This window comes from Pseudomonas sp. S3_B11 (assembly GCF_054667715.1).
The window spans coordinates 615,898-635,322 of record NZ_CP162749.1 but is presented as its reverse complement, the minus strand read 5'-3'; the positions used below and the strand labels follow the sequence as shown (position 1 = coordinate 635,322).

Annotated in this window: 18 protein-coding genes; 14 read left to right on the top strand and 4 right to left on the bottom strand. The window is 60.8% G+C overall.

What is annotated here, in order from left to right:
- Positions 1-56: 56 nt before the first annotated feature.
- Positions 57-977 carry an ornithine carbamoyltransferase gene (argF, locus tag AB4O22_RS02890; RefSeq protein WP_003204963.1) on the top strand — a complete coding sequence of 307 codons (921 nt, stop codon included), beginning with the start codon at positions 57-59 and terminating at the stop codon, positions 975-977.
- Positions 974-2,083, top strand: a complete 1,110-nt coding sequence (locus AB4O22_RS02885) for an ABC transporter ATP-binding protein (protein ID WP_003204965.1) — start codon at positions 974-976, stop codon at positions 2,081-2,083. Before argF ends, AB4O22_RS02885 begins: the two co-directional genes overlap by 4 nt.
- Before the next feature lie 177 nt (positions 2,084-2,260).
- On the opposite strand, the gene AB4O22_RS02880 is transcribed toward AB4O22_RS02885, so the two are convergent.
- Together AB4O22_RS02880 and ybaK are read right to left on the bottom strand one after the other, a co-directional pair.
- Positions 2,261-3,043 carry a PhzF family phenazine biosynthesis protein gene (locus tag AB4O22_RS02880; RefSeq protein ID WP_027911865.1) on the bottom strand — a complete coding sequence of 261 codons (783 nt, stop codon included), beginning with the start codon at positions 3,041-3,043 and terminating at the stop codon, positions 2,261-2,263.
- Positions 3,044-3,217: 174 nt separating this feature from the next.
- On the bottom strand, positions 3,218-3,688 hold the full coding sequence (ybaK, locus tag AB4O22_RS02875) for a Cys-tRNA(Pro) deacylase (RefSeq protein WP_003204968.1): 471 nt from the start codon (positions 3,686-3,688) through the stop codon (positions 3,218-3,220).
- Positions 3,689-4,009: 321 nt separating this feature from the next.
- On the opposite strand from ybaK, the gene AB4O22_RS02870 reads away from it, so the two are divergent.
- From AB4O22_RS02870 to AB4O22_RS02820, 11 genes are all read left to right on the top strand, one after another.
- Positions 4,010-4,861, top strand: a complete 852-nt coding sequence (locus AB4O22_RS02870) for an MIP/aquaporin family protein (protein WP_003204970.1) — start codon at positions 4,010-4,012, stop codon at positions 4,859-4,861.
- A gap of 76 nt (positions 4,862-4,937) precedes the next feature.
- Positions 4,938-6,443, top strand: a complete 1,506-nt coding sequence (gene glpK, locus AB4O22_RS02865; protein ID WP_003204972.1) for a glycerol kinase GlpK — start codon at positions 4,938-4,940, stop codon at positions 6,441-6,443.
- Between the two features lie 85 nt (positions 6,444-6,528).
- Complete coding sequence (locus tag AB4O22_RS02860) at positions 6,529-7,284, top strand: DeoR/GlpR family transcriptional regulator (protein ID WP_003204973.1); 756 nt, start codon at positions 6,529-6,531, stop codon at positions 7,282-7,284.
- Positions 7,285-7,600: 316 nt separating this feature from the next.
- A complete protein-coding gene (gene glpD, locus AB4O22_RS02855) occupies positions 7,601-9,139 on the top strand; it encodes a glycerol-3-phosphate dehydrogenase (RefSeq protein ID WP_003204975.1) in 1,539 nt (512 codons plus the stop codon).
- Between the two features lie 447 nt (positions 9,140-9,586).
- A complete protein-coding gene (locus tag AB4O22_RS02850; RefSeq protein ID WP_003204977.1) occupies positions 9,587-10,501 on the top strand; it encodes a glutamate/aspartate ABC transporter substrate-binding protein in 915 nt (304 codons plus the stop codon).
- A 190-nt stretch (positions 10,502-10,691) separates the two neighbouring features.
- A complete protein-coding gene (locus tag AB4O22_RS02845) occupies positions 10,692-11,438 on the top strand; it encodes an amino acid ABC transporter permease (RefSeq protein ID WP_003204979.1) in 747 nt (248 codons plus the stop codon).
- Positions 11,438-12,109, top strand: a complete 672-nt coding sequence (locus AB4O22_RS02840; protein WP_003204981.1) for an amino acid ABC transporter permease — start codon at positions 11,438-11,440, stop codon at positions 12,107-12,109. The genes AB4O22_RS02845 and AB4O22_RS02840 overlap by 1 nt, the downstream gene beginning before the upstream one ends.
- Positions 12,106-12,840 (top strand): amino acid ABC transporter ATP-binding protein, encoded by a 735-nt coding sequence (locus AB4O22_RS02835; RefSeq protein ID WP_003204983.1) that lies wholly within the window; start codon positions 12,106-12,108, stop codon positions 12,838-12,840. The genes AB4O22_RS02840 and AB4O22_RS02835 overlap by 4 nt, the downstream gene beginning before the upstream one ends.
- A 160-nt stretch (positions 12,841-13,000) precedes the next feature.
- Positions 13,001-14,905 (top strand): two-component sensor histidine kinase AauS, encoded by a 1,905-nt coding sequence (gene aauS / locus AB4O22_RS02830; RefSeq protein WP_460095848.1) that lies wholly within the window; start codon positions 13,001-13,003, stop codon positions 14,903-14,905.
- Positions 14,902-16,230 carry a two-component response regulator AauR gene (gene aauR / locus AB4O22_RS02825; protein WP_003204987.1) on the top strand — a complete coding sequence of 443 codons (1,329 nt, stop codon included), beginning with the start codon at positions 14,902-14,904 and terminating at the stop codon, positions 16,228-16,230. Before aauS ends, aauR begins: the two co-directional genes overlap by 4 nt.
- A 28-nt stretch (positions 16,231-16,258) precedes the next feature.
- A complete protein-coding gene (locus tag AB4O22_RS02820; RefSeq protein ID WP_161796659.1) occupies positions 16,259-16,588 on the top strand; it encodes a GlpM family protein in 330 nt (109 codons plus the stop codon).
- A gap of 121 nt (positions 16,589-16,709) precedes the next feature.
- Here the strand turns inward: AB4O22_RS02820 and AB4O22_RS02815 are convergent, their stop codons facing one another.
- Together AB4O22_RS02815 and AB4O22_RS02810 are read right to left on the bottom strand one after the other, a co-directional pair.
- The gene (locus AB4O22_RS02815) at positions 16,710-17,324 is read right to left on the bottom strand and encodes an NAD(P)-dependent oxidoreductase (protein WP_223472707.1); all 615 of its coding nucleotides are present in this window, start codon (positions 17,322-17,324) and stop codon (positions 16,710-16,712) included.
- Positions 17,325-17,420: 96 nt separating this feature from the next.
- Positions 17,421-18,299: an MBL fold metallo-hydrolase gene (locus tag AB4O22_RS02810; RefSeq protein ID WP_460095847.1), complete on the bottom strand. Its 879-nt coding sequence runs from the start codon at positions 18,297-18,299 to the stop codon at positions 17,421-17,423.
- A 113-nt stretch (positions 18,300-18,412) separates the two neighbouring features.
- Here AB4O22_RS02810 and AB4O22_RS02805 point away from each other — a divergent pair, with 113 nt between their 5' ends.
- Entirely contained in the window at positions 18,413-19,318 is a 906-nt protein-coding gene (locus tag AB4O22_RS02805; RefSeq protein WP_003204995.1) for a LysR family transcriptional regulator, read from the top strand.
- Positions 19,319-19,425: the final 107 nt, after the last annotated feature.

Below are 19,425 nucleotides of genomic sequence, written 5' to 3'. Positions count from 1 at the left end.
TTTTGAATAAACAAGGCTTTGAGCATCTGCGGTCAGTTACAAAAAGGTAGTCAATCATGAGCGCAAGGCACTTTCTCTCCCTGATGGATTTCACGCCCGATGAGTTGCTCGGCGTGATCCGTCGAGGCGTGGAGCTCAAGGACCTGCGTAACCGCGGCGTACTGTTCGAGCCCTTGAAAAACCGCGTGTTGGGGATGATCTTCGAGAAGTCATCGACCCGCACCCGCATCTCTTTCGAAGCCGGCATGATCCAGCTGGGCGGCCAGGCGATCTTCCTGTCGCCCCGCGACACCCAACTGGGCCGTGGCGAACCGGTCAGCGATTGCGCCATCGTCATGTCTAGCATGCTGGATGCAGTGATGATCCGTACCTTTGCCCACAGCACCCTGACCGAGTTCGCGGCCCATTCCCGCGTACCCGTCATCAATGGCCTGTCCGATGACCTGCACCCCTGCCAGTTGCTGGCCGACATGCAGACCTTCCTCGAGCATCGCGGCTCGATCCAGGGCAAGACCGTGGCCTGGATCGGCGATGGCAACAACATGTGCAACAGCTATATAGAAGCGGCGCTGCAATTCGACTTCCAGCTGCGCATTGCCTGCCCTGAAGGTTATGACCCCAATGCCGAACTGCTCGCCAAGGCCGGGGACCGGGTGACCATCGTGCGTGATCCGAAACAGGCCGTGGCCGGTGCGCACCTGGTGAGCACCGACGTCTGGACCTCCATGGGCCAGGAAGAAGAAACCGCCAAGCGCCTCAAGCTGTTCGCGCCGCTACAGGTCAACCGGGCCTTGCTCGACCTGGCGGATGCCGACGTGCTGTTCATGCACTGCCTGCCGGCCCACCGTGGCGAGGAGATCAGCTTCGACTTGCTGGACGACCCGCGCTCGGTGGCCTGGGACCAGGCAGAAAATCGACTTCACGCGCAAAAGGCACTGCTCGAGTTCCTTGTCGAGCCGGCGTATCACCACGCATGAGCCATTCGCTGCTGCTGAATTTGCATAACCTGGCCTGCGGCTACCAAAACCAGCGGGTCGTGCAGAACCTCAACCTGCACCTCAATGCCGGCGATATCGGTTGCCTGCTCGGTTCGTCCGGGTGCGGCAAGACCACGACGTTGCGCGCCATCGCCGGCTTCGAACCGGTGCACGAGGGTGAAATCCAATTGGCCGGGGAAACCATCTCCCGCGCCGGTTTCACCCTCGCCCCGGAAAAACGCCGTATCGGCATGGTGTTCCAGGACTATGCCCTGTTTCCCCACCTGAGCGTGGCCGAGAACATCGCCTTTGGCATTCGCAAGCATCCGGACAAGGATCGCGTCGTCGAAGAGTTGTTGGAACTGGTCAATCTGAAGCACCTGGGCAAGCGCTTTCCCCATGAGTTGTCCGGCGGCCAGCAACAACGCGTGGCCCTGGCCCGCGCGCTGGCACCAGAACCACAACTGCTGTTGCTCGATGAGCCGTTCTCCAACCTCGATGGCGAGTTGCGACGCAAGCTCAGCCATGAAGTGCGCGATATTCTCAAGGCCCGCGGCACCAGCGCGATCCTGGTCACACACGATCAGGAAGAAGCCTTCGCCGTGAGTGACCATGTCGGGGTATTCAAGGAAGGTCGACTGGAACAGTGGGACACGCCCTACAACCTGTATCACGAACCTCTGACGCCATACGTCGCCAGCTTCATTGGCCAGGGCTACTTCATTCGCGGCCGGCTCGACAGCCCGGAATCGGTGCAAACCGAGTTGGGCACCCTGCGCGGTAACCGGGCCTACACCTGGCCCATCGGCGGTGCGGTGGATGTGTTGCTGCGCCCAGACGATATCGTCTATGCACCGGACAGCCCGCTCACCGCCAGCATTGTCGGCAAGACCTTCCTGGGCGCTTCAACCTTGTATCGCCTGCAATTGCCCACAGGCGCGCAACTGGAATCGATCTTTCCCAGCCACGCCGACCATCAGCTCGGGGACAGTGTCGGCATCCGTGTGGCCGCTGAACACCTGGTGCTGTTCCAGGCCTCGGGCAGCACCGCGGCGCACATCCCGCCGGTGGACAGCGGTGTACGGCGCTATAGCACCGCCAGCTGATAGCTCCCGCCCCACAAGGGAATTTGCAGCAGGCACAAATCAGCTGCCATCCATAAATCCTGTGGGAGCGAGCTTGCTCGCGATGGCATAGGCACATTCAGCATCGATGTACGCTGAACCACCGCTATCGCGAGCAAGCTCGCTCCCACAGTTGGTCTCATTGGCTTGAGTGCAGAGTCAACCCAGCATCAACGTCCCGCTGGCCACCAACGTCGCATTCCCGCCGATCTTCACCCGCTCCCCCTCCAACCGGCAGAACAACGCCCCGCCCCGGGCCGAGCATTGGTAAGCCGTCAGCCCGTGCTTGCCCAAGCGCTTGGACCAATAGGGAATCAGGCTGCAGTGGGTCGAGCCGGTCACTGGGTCCTCGTTGATGCCAATCGCCGGGGCAAAATAGCGCGAGACAAAATCATGCTTGCTCCCCGGCGCGGTCACGATAGCGCCCGGCCAAGGCAGTTTTGCCAAGGCCGCCATGTCCGGCTTGCAATCGAGTACCGCTTGCTCCGATTCCAGCACCACGAACAGCTCGTTGGAACTCAGCACGTCCACCGCTTCGACACCCAAGGCACTCTGGACGGCCAAGGACGCGCCCAACTCCGCAGGCACGACAGCCGGAAAATCCAGCCACAACCGATCACCTTCGCGCGTAACGCTCAACGAACCGGACTTGCAGATGAAATCCAGTCGCTCGACCGTTTCGTGGTAGACCTCGAACAGTACATAAGCGCTGGCCAACGTAGCGTGCCCGCACAGCGGGACTTCGGTGGCGGGCGTGAACCAGCGGATATGCCAATGCTGGCCTTCACGCACCAGAAACGCGGTTTCAGCCTGGTTATGTTCGGCGGCGATCTTCTGCATCAAGTCATCGGCAAGCCAGCCGTCGAGTCTATAGACCATCGCCGGGTTACCGCCGAACGGCCGGTCACTGAACGCATCGACCTGATGAAACGCAAGCTGCATGGCACTTCTCCTTTTTTTGATGCGCCAGCATGCGGTGCAGCGGCACAGCTTAACCAGTGACAGATCAGTAGAATTTTCACCCTACAGCATGGGATGGAAGCTCTGACTCCTAGCTTAGCCTTTCACACCCTTGTGGCGAGAACGCTTGCTCCCGCTCGGCTGCGCAGCCGTTAATCAAGCACGTCCAATGTCAGCAAACGTCGCCCCGGTGTGCTCCTTCAATACCGAAGGCGCCAACTCGACTTCCAAGCCGCGCCGTCCCGCACTGACAAACATACTGGCGAGCGGCTGTGCGGAATTGTCGATAAAAGTGCGCAGGCGCTTCTTCTGCCCCAGCGGGCTGATGCCGCCAAGTAAATAACCGGTCGAACGCTGCGCGGCGGCTGGGTCGGCCATCTCGACCTTTTTCACCCCGGCGGCATGGGCCAGGCCTTTCAAGTCCAGGCTTCCGGCCACAGGCACCACCGCCACCAACAGTTCACCCTTTTCGCTGGCCGCCAACAACGTCTTGAACACCTGCGCCGGATCCAGGCCGAGCTTTTCCGCCGCTTCCAAACCGTAGGACGCGGCCTTGGGATCGTGTTCGTAACTGTGGATGCGATGTTCGGCGCGCACTTTCTTAAGCAGATCCAACGCGGGTGTCATGACTGCTCCTGACAAGGAAATGAAAAAAGAGTGGCCGGATTCTAAGCCATCGCCAGCGAAAAGGCTTGGGACGGGGTCGCGAGTACGGTGACCCACCGTCAGTGGAAGAGTCATTCACGCCACGAATAGTTGAAATGTGACCGATGGTTCACTTTCGACCTTTGACATCAGCGTTTCTTGTCTATATTTTTTCGAAACTGAAAGTCATATCGCAGGTCTCAAGCAGCAACCCGAGATCAGGATGGGGATCCTGCCTCGGTGGAGATCGCGCAATCGAGCTTTATCGAAGGCGCAGCAAAACAACAAAAAACCGAGGTTTGAATGACAACTGCTTTACAACAGCCGTCCCTGTCCGGCCAATGCCTGGCTGAATTCCTGGGCACTGCCCTGCTGATTTTTTTCGGAACTGGTTGTGTCGCGGCGCTCAAGGTCGCGGGTGCCAGCTTCGGCTTGTGGGAAATCAGCCTCATCTGGGGCGTCGGCGTCAGCATGGCGATCTATCTGAGCGCGGGCATTTCCGGCGCCCATCTCAACCCCGCCGTCAGCATTGCCCTGTGTATTTTCACTGACTTCGAAAAGCGCAAACTGCCTTTCTATATGCTGTCCCAAGTGGCCGGTGCTTTCTGCGGCGCACTTCTGGTCTACACGCTGTACAGCAACCTATTCTTCGATTTCGAACAGTCCCGGCACATGATTCGGGGCACCGAAGCCAGCCTCGAACTGGCGTCGGTGTTTTCCACCTACCCGCACGCAGCGCTGTCCACCGGCCAGGCTTTCCTCGTGGAGGTGATCATTACGGCCATCCTGATGGGCGTGATCATGTCCCTGACCGATGACAACAATGGTTTACCCCGTGGCCCACTGGCACCACTGCTGATCGGCCTGCTGATTGCGGTGATCGGCAGCTCCATGGGGCCGCTGACAGGCTTTGCGATGAACCCGGCGCGGGACTTCGGTCCTAAACTGATGACTTTCTTCGCCGGCTGGGGTGAAATTTCCCTCACGGGCGGACGCGACATCCCGTACTTCCTGGTTCCGATTTTTGCCCCGATTGTGGGGGCGTGCCTGGGTGCTGCGGCCTATCGCGGCTTGATTGCCCGCCACCTGCCCAGCGCCATAACTGCTACAAAGGATGCAGAACCGGCCATTGACGGCAAGCCCAGAACGTCCTGAAACAGTCGACGCTGGCTCCTGCCATTCGAGCCTGCGCCGTGGCTTCTTCCCTAATTTACGTCCCAAGGCAATCGACATGACCGACATACAGAACAAGAACTACATCATTGCCCTCGACCAGGGTACGACCAGCTCACGCGCGATCATCTTCGACCGTGACGCCAACGTGGTCTGCACCGCCCAGCGCGAATTCGCCCAGCATTACCCACAGGCCGGCTGGGTCGAACACGACCCGATGGAAATCTTCGCCACCCAGAGCGCGGTCATGGTCGAAGCCCTCGCCCAGGCTGGCCTGCACCATGACCAGGTGGCCGCCATCGGCATCACCAACCAGCGTGAAACCACCGTGGTCTGGGACAAGACCACTGGCCGGCCGATCTACAACGCCATCGTCTGGCAATGCCGCCGCAGTACCGAAATCTGCCAGCAGCTCAAGCGCGATGGCCACGAGCAATACATCAGCCAAACCACCGGCCTGGTCACCGACCCGTACTTTTCCGGCACCAAGCTCAAGTGGATCCTGGACAACGTCGAAGGCAGCCGCGAGCGTGCACGCAACGGTGAACTGCTGTTCGGCACCGTCGACAGCTGGCTGATCTGGAAATTCACCGGTGGCAAGGTCCACGTCACCGACTACACCAACGCCTCGCGCACCATGCTCTTCAACATTCACTCGCTGGAATGGGACGCGAAGATGCTCGACATCCTCGACATCCCCCGCGAAATGCTCCCGCAAGTGAAATCGTCCTCGGAGATCTATGGCCGCACCAAGAGCGGCATCGCCATCGGCGGCATTGCCGGTGACCAGCAGGCGGCCCTTTTCGGCCAGATGTGCGTGGAGCCAGGCCAGGCGAAAAACACCTACGGCACCGGCTGTTTCCTGCTGATGAACACCGGCAGCAAGGCCGTCAAATCCAATCACGGCATGCTCACCACCATCGCCTGCGGCCCGCGCGGCGAAGTCGCCTACGCCCTGGAAGGCGCGGTGTTCAATGGCGGCTCCACGGTCCAGTGGCTGCGCGATGAGCTGAAGATCATCAACGACGCGCTGGATACCGAATACTTTGCCAACAAGGTCAAGGACAGCAACGGCGTGTACCTGGTGCCCGCCTTCACCGGCCTGGGCGCACCGTATTGGGACCCCTATGCCCGTGGCGCGCTGTTCGGCCTGACCCGCGGCGTACGCGTCGATCACATCATTCGCGCGGCGCTGGAGTCGATTGCCTACCAGACCCGCGACGTACTCGACGCCATGCAACAGGATTCGGGTGAACGCCTCAAGGCCCTGCGCGTCGACGGTGGCGCGGTGGCGAACAACTTCCTGATGCAGTTCCAGGCCGACATCCTGGGTACCCGGGTCGAACGCCCGAAAATGCGTGAAACCACCGCCCTGGGTGCTGCGTACCTGGCCGGCCTGGCGTGCGGCTTCTGGGGCAGCCTGGAAGAACTGCGCGGCAAAGCGGTGATCGAGCGCGAATTCGAACCGCAGCTGGACGAACAGGCGAAGGAAAAACTCTATGCCGGCTGGCAGAAGGCGGTCAGTCGCACCCGTGACTGGGAACCCCATGAAGACGCTGAATAAAGCCTGATAAGGTTCTGAAACTGGTCGGGAGTGGATTCCTGCGGCATCATGGGCAAATTTTGTACGGCAGCCCAAAGGAAGCCCCATGAATCTGCCTCCCCGCCAGCAGCAAATCCTCGAACTGGTCCGCGAACGCGGCTATGTCAGCATCGAGGAAATGGCGCAGCTATTCGTCGTCACCCCGCAAACCATTCGCCGCGATATCAATCAACTGGCGGAAGTGAACCTGCTGCGTCGCTACCACGGCGGCGCCGCCTACGATTCAAGCGTGGAAAACACCGCCTACGCCATGCGCGCCGATCAGATGCGCGACGAGAAGCAACGCATCGCCGAAGCCATCGCCGCCCAGATCCCCGATCATGCCTCGCTGTTCATCAACATCGGCACCACCACCGAATCCATTGCCCGGGCGCTGCTCAATCACAACCATCTGAAGGTCATTACCAATAACCTGCATGTGGCGTCGATCCTCAGCGCCAAGGACGACTTCGAAGTCCTGATCGCCGGCGGCAACGTACGACGTGACGGCGGCGTGGTAGGCCAGGCCAGCGTCGACTTCATCAACCAGTTCAAGGTCGACTTCGCCCTGGTGGGCATCAGCGGGATCGATGAAGACGGCAGCCTGCTGGACTTCGACTACCAGGAAGTGCGGGTCTCCCAAGCCATCATCGCCAACGCCCGGCAAGTGCTGCTGGCGGCGGACTCCAGCAAATTCGGGCGCAACGCCATGGTCCGCCTGGGGCCCATCAGCCTGATCGACTGCCTAGTGACCGACCAGCAACCGGTGCCGGCTTTGGCGCAATTGCTGAGCCAGCACAAGATTCGGCTGGAAGTGGTCTGACGATCTCCTCAATACCTTGTGGCAAGGCTGCTGCGGGAGCAGGGCTTGCCCGCGATGAAGGCAACACAGTTTCTACATAGAACGAGGCGTCTGTTCCGCGAGCAAGCTTTGCTCCCACAAACTCACTCGCCACAAAAGCGTGCCCAAGCACCTTCTCTCCTTCCTTCCATGTTCGAAAATTTTCCTTTCAGCTTCCCTTGATCAGTATTTTCAATCGAAGTTGACTGGCTGTTGCCGTCTTTATGGGCTAGTATTTTCGCAAATGAACATTTATGTTCGAATTCAAATATTGCGAAAAAGAGCCCGAGGCCAGCCGATGCCCACTTCTACCTTGCCTACGCCCCCTCTCGCCGAGGTTTACGACGTCGCCGTCATTGGTGGCGGTATCAACGGCGTGGGGATTGCCGCGGACGCTGCCGGTCGCGGTCTTTCGGTGTTCCTTTGCGAAAAGGACGACCTGGCCAGCCACACCTCGTCGGCCAGCAGCAAGCTGATCCACGGTGGCCTGCGCTACCTCGAACATTATGAATTCCGTCTGGTGCGCGAAGCGCTGGCCGAGCGCGAAGTGCTGCTGACCAAGGCCCCGCACATCGTCAAGCAAATGCGCTTCGTGCTGCCTCACCGCCCGCATCTGCGCCCGGCCTGGATGATCCGCGCCGGCCTGTTCCTCTACGATCACCTGGGCAAGCGTGAGCAGCTCGCCGGCTCGAAAAGCCTGAAGTTCGGTGCCGACAGTGCATTGAAAAGCGAGATCACCAAAGGTTTCGAATATTCCGACTGCTGGGTCGACGATGCGCGACTGGTAGTACTCAACGCCATGGCCGCCCGGGAAAAAGGCGCGCATATCCACACCCGCACGCGTTGCGTGAACGCCCGCCGCAGCAAAGGTCTGTGGCACTTGCACCTGGAACGTGCCGACGGCAGCCTGTTTTCGATCCGCGCCAAGGCACTGGTCAACGCCGCCGGCCCGTGGGTCGCCAAGTTCATTCGCGATGACCTGAAGCTGGAATCGCCCTACGGCATCCGCTTGATCCAGGGCAGCCACCTGATCGTGCCGAAACTCTACGAAGGCGAACATGCGCACATTCTGCAAAACGAAGACCAGCGCATCGTGTTCACCATTCCGTACCTGAACCAGTTCACCCTGATCGGCACGACTGACCGCGAATACACCGGTGACCCGGCCAAAGTGGCGATCACCGAGGGCGAAACCGATTATCTGTTGAAGGTGGTCAATGCCCACTTCAAGAAGCAGATCAGCCGCGGCGATATCCTGCACAGCTATTCCGGTGTGCGTCCGCTGTGCAACGACGAATCCGACAACCCATCGGCCGTGACCCGCGACTACACCCTGGCGCTGTCGGGTGGCGGTGAAGAAGCCCCCTTGCTGTCGGTGTTCGGCGGCAAGCTGACCACCTACCGCAAACTGGCCGAATCGGCGATGGCGCAACTGGCCCCGTACTTCACCCAGATGCGTCCGAGCTGGACCGCCGTAGAGGCCCTCCCCGGCGGCGAAAACATGACCACCCCGCAGGCGCTGTGCTCGGCGATCCGCGACAAGTTCGACTGGCTCCCAACCGACATCGCCCGCCGCTGGGCCACCACCTATGGCAGCCGCACCTGGCGCATGCTCGAAGGCGTGCACAACCTGGGTGACCTGGGCGAGCACATCGGCGCCGGTCTCTATACCCGCGAAGTCGACTACCTGTGCAGCGACGAGTGGGCCGTCGATGCCCAGGACATCCTGTGGCGCCGCAGCAAGCTGGGCTTGTTCACTACCCCGCTCGAGCAGGAGAAACTGCAGCAGTACCTGGACAAGGTCGAACACAACCGCCGCAAGATCGAAGCGGCCTGAACGCTAGCCCGCTGAACCCAAGGCCCCTGAATCCTGCGATTCAGGGGCTTTTTGCATTCTGGAACACACCGCCGAACCCTGCGGGAGCTAGCTTGCTCGCGATGACACCTGCACATTCAACATCTATGTGGCTGGCACACCACATTCGCGAGCAAGCTCGCTCCCACAATGGATCGATGCAGTCTCAAGCCATTCGGTTTTCCGAACAGAACCCATCAGTCAGTTCGGCTAACCGGATGAAACAGGTCGCAAAAAACCTGGAACAAAACATTAATTACCTTTAAAAACAACATTTTAAACAGACGCAACTGGCCTGGCACGAGTCATGCTCTACACTCCTGGAGACGAATGCCTGTACGCCAACACAACAGGAGCTGCCAGGCACTTCGAAGTACTCAGGGCCAACAAACCGGCCGAAATAAAAAAAACAATGTCGAGGAAACATCGATGCGTATCGTTCCCCATCTCCTGGGCGCAGCCATTGCTGCCGCTCTGATCAGCACTCCGGTTTTCGCAGCCGAACTGACCGGCACACTGAAAAAGATCAAAGAGTCCGGCGTTGTCACGCTTGGCCATCGCGACGCTTCCATTCCGTTTTCCTACATCGCGGACGCTTCCGGCAAACCGGTTGGCTACTCCCACGATATCCAGATGAAAGTCGTCGAAGCGCTGAAAAAAGACCTGGACCTGCCCAACCTGCAGGTCAAATACAACCTGGTCACCTCGCAAACCCGTATCCCGCTGGTGCAGAACGGCACCGTGGACCTGGAATGCGGCTCCACCACCAACAACGTCGAGCGTCAGCAGCAGGTTGACTTCTCCGTTGGCATTTTCGAGATCGGCACCAAGCTGCTGTCCAAGAAAGACTCCAAGTACAAGGATTTCGACGACCTCAAGGGCAAGAACGTCGTGACCACCGCCGGCACCACGTCCGAGCGTATCCTCAAGGCGATGAACGCCGACAAGCAGATGGGCATGAACGTCATCTCCGCCAAGGACCACGGCGAATCCTTCCAGATGCTGGAATCGGGTCGTGCCGTCGCGTTCATGATGGACGACGCCCTGCTGGCTGGCGAAGCCGCCAAGGCCAAGAAAGCCGATGACTGGGCCGTGACCGGCACCCCGCAGTCCTACGAAATCTATGGCTGCATGATGCGCAAGGGCGACGAGCCGTTCAAAAAGGCTGTCGATGACGCCATCAAGGCCACCTACGCTTCGGGCGAGATCAACAAGATCTACGAAAAATGGTTCATGCAACCTATCCCGCCAAAAGGCCTGAACCTGAACTTCCCGATGAGCGACGAACTCAAGGCACTGATCGCCAAGCCGACCGATAAAGCGGCTGACGACAAGAAATCCTGATTTCTGACTAACCTTATCTCCTGAAGGGGCCCGGCCCTTTCAGGGGATGGTCACTCCCTGCTGGCAAATCTGGAAACACTCGAACCGGTGGCTGTCGAGCCGATCGCGTGTGCCTGGCCTTCAAGTCGGGCGGGAACGGAGTTTCCCCAGGCGGGCATTTGTACATCGAACGATCTGAGGGGAGACCCTAATGAATTACAACTGGGACTGGGGCGTGTTCTTCAAGTCCACCGGCGTGGGCAGCGAGACCTATCTCGACTGGTACGTGACCGGTTTGGGCTGGACCATCGCCATCGCCGTCGTAGCCTGGATCATCGCCCTGCTGCTGGGCTCGGTGCTAGGCGTCATGCGTACCGTGCCGAACCGGCTGGTGTCGGGCATCGCTACCTGCTACGTGGAACTCTTTCGTAATGTGCCGCTGCTGGTTCAGCTGTTCATCTGGTACTTCCTGGTGCCGGACCTGCTGCCCGCCGATATGCAGGAGTGGTACAAGCAGGACCTGAACCCGACCACCTCGGCCTACCTGAGCGTCGTGGTGTGCCTGGGCCTGTTCACCGCCGCCCGGGTTTGCGAACAGGTGCGCACCGGTATCCAGGCGCTGCCGCGCGGCCAGGAATCCGCCGCCCGCGCCATGGGCTTCAAGCTGCCACAGATCTACTGGAACGTGCTGCTGCCCCAGGCCTACCGGATCATCATTCCGCCGCTTACCTCGGAATTCCTCAACGTCTTCAAGAACTCCTCCGTGGCCTCGCTGATCGGCCTGATGGAGTTGCTCGCGCAGACCAAGCAGACCGCCGAGTTCTCCGCCAACCTGTTCGAAGCCTTCACCCTGGCCACGCTGATCTATTTCACCCTGAACATGAGCCTGATGCTGCTCATGCGCATGGTCGAGAAGAAAGTCGCGGTGCCCGGCCTGATCTCCGTGGGGGGTAAATAATGGAACTCGACTTCACTGGCATCATCCCGGCCATTCCCGGTTTGTGGAACGGCATGGTGATGACCCTCAAGCTGATGGCCTTGGGCGTGGTCGGCGGGATCATCCTCGGCACGATCCTGGCGCTGATGCGCTTGTCCCATAACAAGCTGGTCTCCAATCTCGCTGGCGCCTATGTCAACTATTTCCGCTCGATCCCGCTGCTGCTGGTGATCACCTGGTTCTACCTGGCGGTGCCGTTCGTGCTGCGCTGGATCACCGGCGAAGACACGCCGATCGGGGCATTCGGTTCTTGCATCGTGGCGTTCATGATGTTCGAAGCGGCGTACTTCTGCGAAATCGTCCGGGCCGGCGTGCAGTCGATTCCCAAGGGCCAGATGGGCGCCGCCCAGGCACTGGGCATGAATTACGGCCAGACCATGCGCCTGATCATCCTGCCCCAGGCGTTTCGCAAGATGACCCCGCTGCTGTTGCAACAAAGCATCATCCTGTTTCAGGACACCTCGCTGGTCTACACGGTCGGCCTGGTGGACTTCCTCAATGCTTCGCGGGCCAGTGGTGACATCATCGGCCGCTCCAATGAGTTCCTGATCATCGCAGGTCTCGTGTACTTCACCGTCAGCTTTGCCGCCTCGCAGCTGGTCAAGCGTCTGCAAAAAAGGTTCGCCGTATGATCTCTATCAAAAACATCAACAAGTGGTATGGGGACTTCCAGGTACTGACCAATTGCAGCACCGAGGTCAGCAAGGGTGAGGTGGTGGTGGTGTGCGGGCCGTCGGGTTCGGGCAAGTCCACGCTGATCAAGTGCGTGAACGCCCTGGAACCGTTCCAGAAAGGCGACATCGTGGTCGACGGCACGTCCATCGCCGACCCGAAGACCAATCTGCCGAAGCTGCGGTCGCGCGTGGGCATGGTGTTCCAGCATTTCGAACTGTTCCCGCACCTGACCATTACCGAAAACCTGACCATCGCGCAGATCAAGGTGCTGGGCCGCAGCAAGGAAGAAGCCACCAAGAAAGGCCTGCAACTGCTTGAGCGGGTCGGCCTCTCGGCCCACGCCCACAAGCACCCGGGCCAGCTCTCCGGCGGCCAGCAGCAACGTGTGGCGATTGCCCGTGCCCTGGCGATGGACCCGGTGGTGATGCTGTTCGACGAACCGACCTCGGCCCTTGACCCGGAAATGGTCAACGAAGTGCTCGACGTCATGGTGCAACTGGCCCACGAAGGCATGACCATGATGTGCGTGACCCACGAAATGGGCTTCGCCCGCAAAGTGGCGAACCGGGTGATCTTCATGGACCAGGGCCAGATCATCGAAGACTGCAAGAAAGAAGAGTTCTTCGGCGACATCAGCGCCCGCTCCGAACGCGCGCAGCATTTCCTTGAGAAAATCCTGCAGCACTAAACAACACCGCTCCCCACTGTGGGAGCGAGCTTGCTCGCGAAGAGGGCAGCACATTCAACATCAATGTGGCTGACACACCGCCTTCGCGAGCAAGCTCGCTCCCACAAGGGAGAAGTGTTGGCTTGTCGATTTGTGTTGTGGTTGACCCAAGGCTTCTGTGATGAAATGCGACCCCACCCTCTATCGCGCCGCGCCGCCATCACTCGCCGTGAAACCCCGCCTGATCCGCCATCTGTTCCTGCCGCCACTGGTCATCGCCCTGATGATCGGCCTGGGTTACCTCGGCTTCTGGATCAGCGAGCACTATGGCGTACGTGGCCTCGCCGAGAATGGCGAACGCCAGTTGGAGCTGCACGCCCGTGCGGTCGAGAGCGAGATCAGCAAGTACACCTACCTGCCTAGCCTGCTGGAGCTTGAGTCGAGTGTCTCGCAACTGCTCGACGACCCGACGCCCGAGCACCGCAGGACCGTCAATGAATACCTCGAAGGCCTGAACCGCCGCAGCCGCAGCCGGGCCATCTACGTGATGGACACCACCGGCCGGGTGATGGCCACCAGCAACTGGCGCGATGTCGACAGTTACCTGGGCGAAGACCTGTCCTTTCGCGCCTATTTCCAGAACGCCGTGCGCGGCCAGCCGGGGCGCTTCTACGGCATCGGCAGCACCAACGGCGAACCCGGCTACTACCTGGCCCATGGTCTGGAGCAACAAGGCAAGATCATCGGCGTGGCCGTGGTCAAGGTGCGCCTCGAAGCCCTGGAGGAACGCTGGCAGCGAGCGCGGCTGGAGGCGTTCGTCAGTGACGAGAACGGCATCATCATCCTGTCCAGCGACCCGGCGCGGCGGCTCAAGTCGGTTCGCCCCCTGAGCGACGACACCAAGGAACACCTGGCCCGCAGCCTGCAGTACTACTGGTTCCCGCTCAATGAACTGGTGCCCCTGGCCCGGGAACGCCTGGCCGAAGGCATGGAGAAACTGACGTTCCCGGCCAACAGCGAACTGGTGTCCGACGAGCGCGCCATCAGCTACTTGTCGCAGACCCGGCCCTTGAGCGATACCCCGTGGAATTTCACCCTGCTGACCCCACTTGAAGACCTGCGTCGCCAGGCGATCAACCAAGGCATCCTGGTAGCCGTGGCCTTCGCCCTGGTGGCGTTCCTGTTGATCGCCTGGAACGAACGGCGCAAGGTCATCGCCACCCGTCTCGCGGCCCGGGAAGCCTTGCAGCAAGCCAACAACCAGCTCGAGCGTCGGATTACCGAACGCACCACCGACCTGCGCGCCAGCAACGAACGACTCAAGGGCCAGATCCGCGAGCGGCGGCAGGCCGAAGAGACCTTGCGCCGGGCCCAGGACGAATTGGTCCAGGCCGGTAAACTGGCAGCCATCGGCCAGATGTCCACCAGCATCGCCCACGAACTCAACCAGCCGCTGGCGGCACTGCGCACCTTGTCCGGCAATACCGTGCGCTTCCTGGAACGCGGCCAGCTGGACATCGCCAGCGCCAACCTCAAGACCATCAACGATTTGATCGACCGCATGGGCCGGATCACCGCCAGCCTGCGCTCCTTTGCCCGCCGTGGCGACGACCAGGGCCAGGCCAGCCTCGGCAAAGGCGTCGAGGCTGCGCTGCAACTGCTGGGCGCCCGCCTTGAAAGCTTGAACATCCAGATTCATTCCAGCTTCGACGATGTCCAGGTGCACATTGACCAGACGCGCCTGGAGCAGATCCTGGTGAACCTGATCGGCAATGCCCTGGACGCCATGCAGACACAACCCGAACCGCAGCTGTGGCTCGAAGGCCAGGCCGGCGATGGCAAATATCGCCTGCGCGTGCGGGATAACGGCCATGGCATTGACCCGCAAGCACGCAAGCATCTGTTCGAACCCTTCTTCACCACCAAACCCGGCGAACAAGGCCTGGGCCTGGGCCTGACGCTTTCCGCCAGCCTGGCCGCCGCCACGGGTGGATACCTGGGTGTCGAGCATCCGGTCGAGGGCAGTGGAACCACGTTTGTCCTCAGTTTACCGTTGGTAAGCCTTTTACCTGCCGAGCCGCTATGAACAACGACCTGAGCGTACTGATCGTCGAAGACGACCCCCATGTCCTGCTGGGCTGCCAGCAGGCGCTGACCCTGGAAGACATTCCCTGCATCGGCGTGGGCAGCGCCGAAGAGGCCCTGGAGCGCGTCGACGATAACTTTGCCGGCATCGTCATCAGCGACATTCGCCTGCCGGGCATCGACGGCCTGGAACTGCTGACCCGCCTCAAGGCACGGGACCGCAGCTTGCCGGTGGTGCTGATCACTGGCCACGGCGACATCTCCATGGCCGTCGGCGCCATGCAAAAAGGCGCCTATGACTTCATGGAGAAACCCTTCTCCCCTGAACGCCTGGTGGACGTCGCCCGCCGTGCCCTGGAGCAGCGCAGCCTCGCCCGGGAAGTGTCATCGCTGCGTCGGCAATTGGCCGAACGCGATTCCCTGGAAGGCCGGATCATTGGCCGCTCGCCCGCCATGCAGCACCTGCGCGCGCTGATCGCCAACGTCGCCGATACCTCGGCCAACGTGCTGATCGAAGGTGAAACCGGCACCGGCAAGGAACTGGTCGCTCGCTGCCTGCACGATTTCAGCCGACGCCACGACAAGCAGTTCGTCGCGCTGAACTGCGGCGGCCTGCCGGAGAACCTGTTCGAAAGCGAGATTTTCGGCCACGAGGCCAATGCCTTTACCGGAGCCGGCAAACGGCGGATCGGCAAGATCGAGCACGCCGACGGTGGCACGCTGTTTCTCGATGAAGTGGAAAGCATGCCCCTGCCCTTGCAGATCAAGTTGCTGCGCGTGTTGCAGGAACGCACCCTCGAGCGCCTGGGTTCGAACCAGAGCGTGGCCGTGGATTGCCGGGTGATCGCCGCCACCAAGTCCGACCTGGACGAAATGGGCCGGACCGGGCAGTTCCGCAGCGACCTGTATTACCGACTCAACGTGGTGACCCTGGAACTGCCGCCACTGCGCGAGCGGCGCGAAGACATCCTGCAACTGTTCAAGCACTTTCTCCAGCAGTCGTCCCTGCGCTTCGATCGCACGGTACCGGAGCTGGACAACCAGACCCTGTCGAACCTGATGAGCCACGACTGGCCGGGCAACGTACGCGAACTGCGCAACGTCGCCGAGCGTTACGCCCTTGGCCTGCCGGCGTTCAAGCGCTCCGGTGCCAGCGGCGGCAACCAGGGCCTGGCCTTCGCCGAAGCAGTCGAAGCCTTCGAGCGCAACCTGCTGGTGGACGCCCTGCAACGCAGCGGTGGCAACCTGACCCAGGCCAGCCTGGAACTGGGCATGGCCAAGACCACGCTGTTCGACAAAGTCAAAAAATATGGCTTGAGCCATTAATCAACTGGGCGGGAAACCTGTGGATATGATTTTCAAGGCGGCGCTCGGTGCAGCCGTGGTGGTCATCCTGGCGATGCTGGCCAAGACCAAGAACTATTACATCGCCGGGCTGGTGCCGCTGTTCCCGACCTTCGCCCTGATTGCCCATTACATCGTCGGCAAGGGCCGCTCGGTGGACGACCTGAAGACCACCATCGTGTTTGGGATGTGGTCGATCATTCCGTACTTCGTCTACTTGGCGACCCTTTACGTGATGGTCGACCGCATGCGCCTGGAGGCGTCCCTGGCCGTGGCGGCGGTGGCGTGGTTGATGGCGGCGACGGTGCTGGTCAGCGTCTGGGTGCGGGTTCACGGCTGATCCCTGTAGGAGCTGTCGAGCGAAGCGAGGCTGCGATCTTTTGATCTTTCGCTAGAGACTCAAGTGTCCAAGGAAAGATCGCAGCCTCGCGTTGCTCGACAGCTCCTACACAAACCAGTGATCAGTAGCCGACGGTAAACCGCGTCCGCGAAAACTGCGGTGTTTCCACTTCATCGATCATCGCAATGGCGTAATCGGCAAAGCTGATCCAACTGCGCCCGGCGGCGTCGAACAGCAAGTGATCCTTGCCAAGACGAAACTGCTCCGTGCGCTCGGTTTCGACGAACTCTGCCGAAGGCGAAAGGAAGGTCCAGTCCAGGTCCTGCTCCTGGCGCAGTACGTCCAGGAACAACGCTCCGGCGCTGGCTTCGGCCAGGTATTCCTCCGGGAAGCCATCGCTGTCGATCACACGAGAGCCGTCCGGGAGCAGCAACGAACCGGCCCCGCCGACCACCAGCAAACGCTTGACCCCGGCGGCTTTCACCGGCGCGATGACCTTGTCGGCCGGCACGGTGGCAAAGTGGGCCGCGCTGATCACCACATCGTGATCGGTCACCGCCGCCGACAATGCCTCGCTGTCCAATACGTCCAGTTGCTTGCTGACCACCCCGGCCCTTTCACCTATTTTCGCGGTGTTGCGGGCAATGGCCGTCACGCTGTGACCACGGCGCAGGGCTTCTTCCAGCAATTGGCTGCCGGCGCGACCGGTGGCGCCGATGATTGCGATTTTGCTCATGGTGTTCTCCATTGGTTAGCGATGTTCGAAATGCATGCTCTTGTGCGAGGGGATTTATCCCCTCGCCATAACGGTGCTCCGATCAAAGATCGTTTCTCACCACTTCATCTCGCCCTTTGCCACCTTGGCACTGAGCTCCAGGGAGCTGTCTTCACCCAGGTTCGGGTAGCGTTGCTTCATGGCGGCGATCAGCGCGGCGGAATCCTTGGCCTTGGCGGTTTCTTCATCGAAGGCCTTGATGTAGCCAGCGGTGAATGTCACCGGAGCCAGGGACCGGGTGCTTTCACCCAGGTAGTGGCCCGGGATCACGGTGTTCGGTTGCAGCTTTTCAATACCGGCGAGGGTCGCCAACCAGTCCTTGTGGGACTGCGGTGTCTGGGTGTCAGCCATCCAGACGTGAATGTTCTCGGCCACCACCACACCGCCTACCACGGCCTTGATCGATGGAATCCACACGAAACTGCGGTCCGGCTGTGGGCCATCGAGGCCGACGATCTGCAAGCGCTGGCCTTCCAGGGTCAGGCTGTCGCCCTTGAGCACCTGGGGCAAGATGGCTTTGGCCGGGGCATCGGTCTTCAGGATCGGCCCCCAATATTTCAGCTTGCCGTCCATGGTCTGCTTGATGTGCGCGACGGTCGGCGCGGACGCCAGCACCTTGGCCTCAGGGAACGCGGCGGTGAGGGTTTCCAAACCAAAATAGTAGTCCGGATCGCCATGGCTGATGTAGATCGTGGTCAATCGCTTACCGCTGGCGCGGATTTTTTCCACCACCTGTGCGGCCTGGGTCTTGCCGAACTGGGCGTCTACCAGGATCGCTTCTTTTTCACCGCTGACCAACACCGAGGTCACCGGGAAAACCGCCGCCGCGCCGGGGTTGTAGACGTCCAGCGTCAAGCCGGCGGCCCAGGTCTGGGCGGTGAAGGCCAGGGCGGCGGTTGCCAGCAGCAGGCGCTTGAGGGGGATAAATCCGGTCATGGTGTGCTCCGTTGTCCAAAAGCCCGAAAGGGAATGAGATGGAGCTTAGTGACCTGACTCGTTTCAAAAAATGCGATGATCGAACATAGTTTGTTTCTGAAATCGGGCAGATCATGGATCGTCTACAAGCAATGCGGGTGTTCGTCACGGTGGTGGACCTGGGCAGCCAGTCGGCGGCGGCCGAGCATCTGGACCTGTCGCGGCCGGTGGTGTCGCGGTATCTGGCGGAGCTGGAGGACTGGGTCGGTGCCCGGCTGATGCACCGCACCACTCGCAAGCTGAGCCTGACGGCCGCAGGCACGGAGATCCTGCCGCGCTGCCGGCAGATGCTCGAGCTGTCCGGCGACATGCAAGCCGCCGTCAGCACCCCGGACGACGCGCCACGGGGCATGCTGCGCATCAGCGCCAGCACCTCGTTCGGCCAGGCCCAACTGGCGAGCGCCATGGCCGAATACGTCAAGCGCTACCCAGGGGTGAGCGTCGACCTGCAAATGCTCGACCGCACCGTGAACCTGGTGGATGAGCGCATCGACCTGGCGATCCGCATGAGCAACGACCTGGACCCGAACCTGATTGCCCGCCGCCTCACGGTCTGCCGCTCGGTGATCTGCGCCTCGCCGCACTATCTGCGTGAACACTCGACACCGCTGCGCGTGGAAGAGCTGAGCCGGCACAACTGCCTGACCCACTCCTACGTCGGCAAGAGCCTGTGGCATTTCGAGCAGGACGGCGAGCAGGTCTCGGTGCCGGTGCAGGGCAACATCAGCGCCAACGAAGCCAGCACATTGCTTCAGGCCACGATAGCCGGTGCCGGCGTGGCCATGCTGCCCAGCTACCAGGCCGGCGCTCACATCAAGAACGGCGAACTGATCCGCCTGCTGCCTCACGCCGAACCGCGGCGGATGAACATGTACGCGGTGTACGCCTCACGCAAACACATGCCGTCGGCGCTGCGCAGCCTGCTGGATTTTCTGGTGCTGAAGTTTCCCGAGATGCCCGAGTGGGACGTGGGGCTCTAAACAGTAGTAGCCCCACCGAATTCCCCTTGTGGGAGCGAGCTTGCTCGCGAAGACGGTGTGTCAGCCAAATTAATGTCGACTGATACATCGCTATCGCGAGCAAGCTC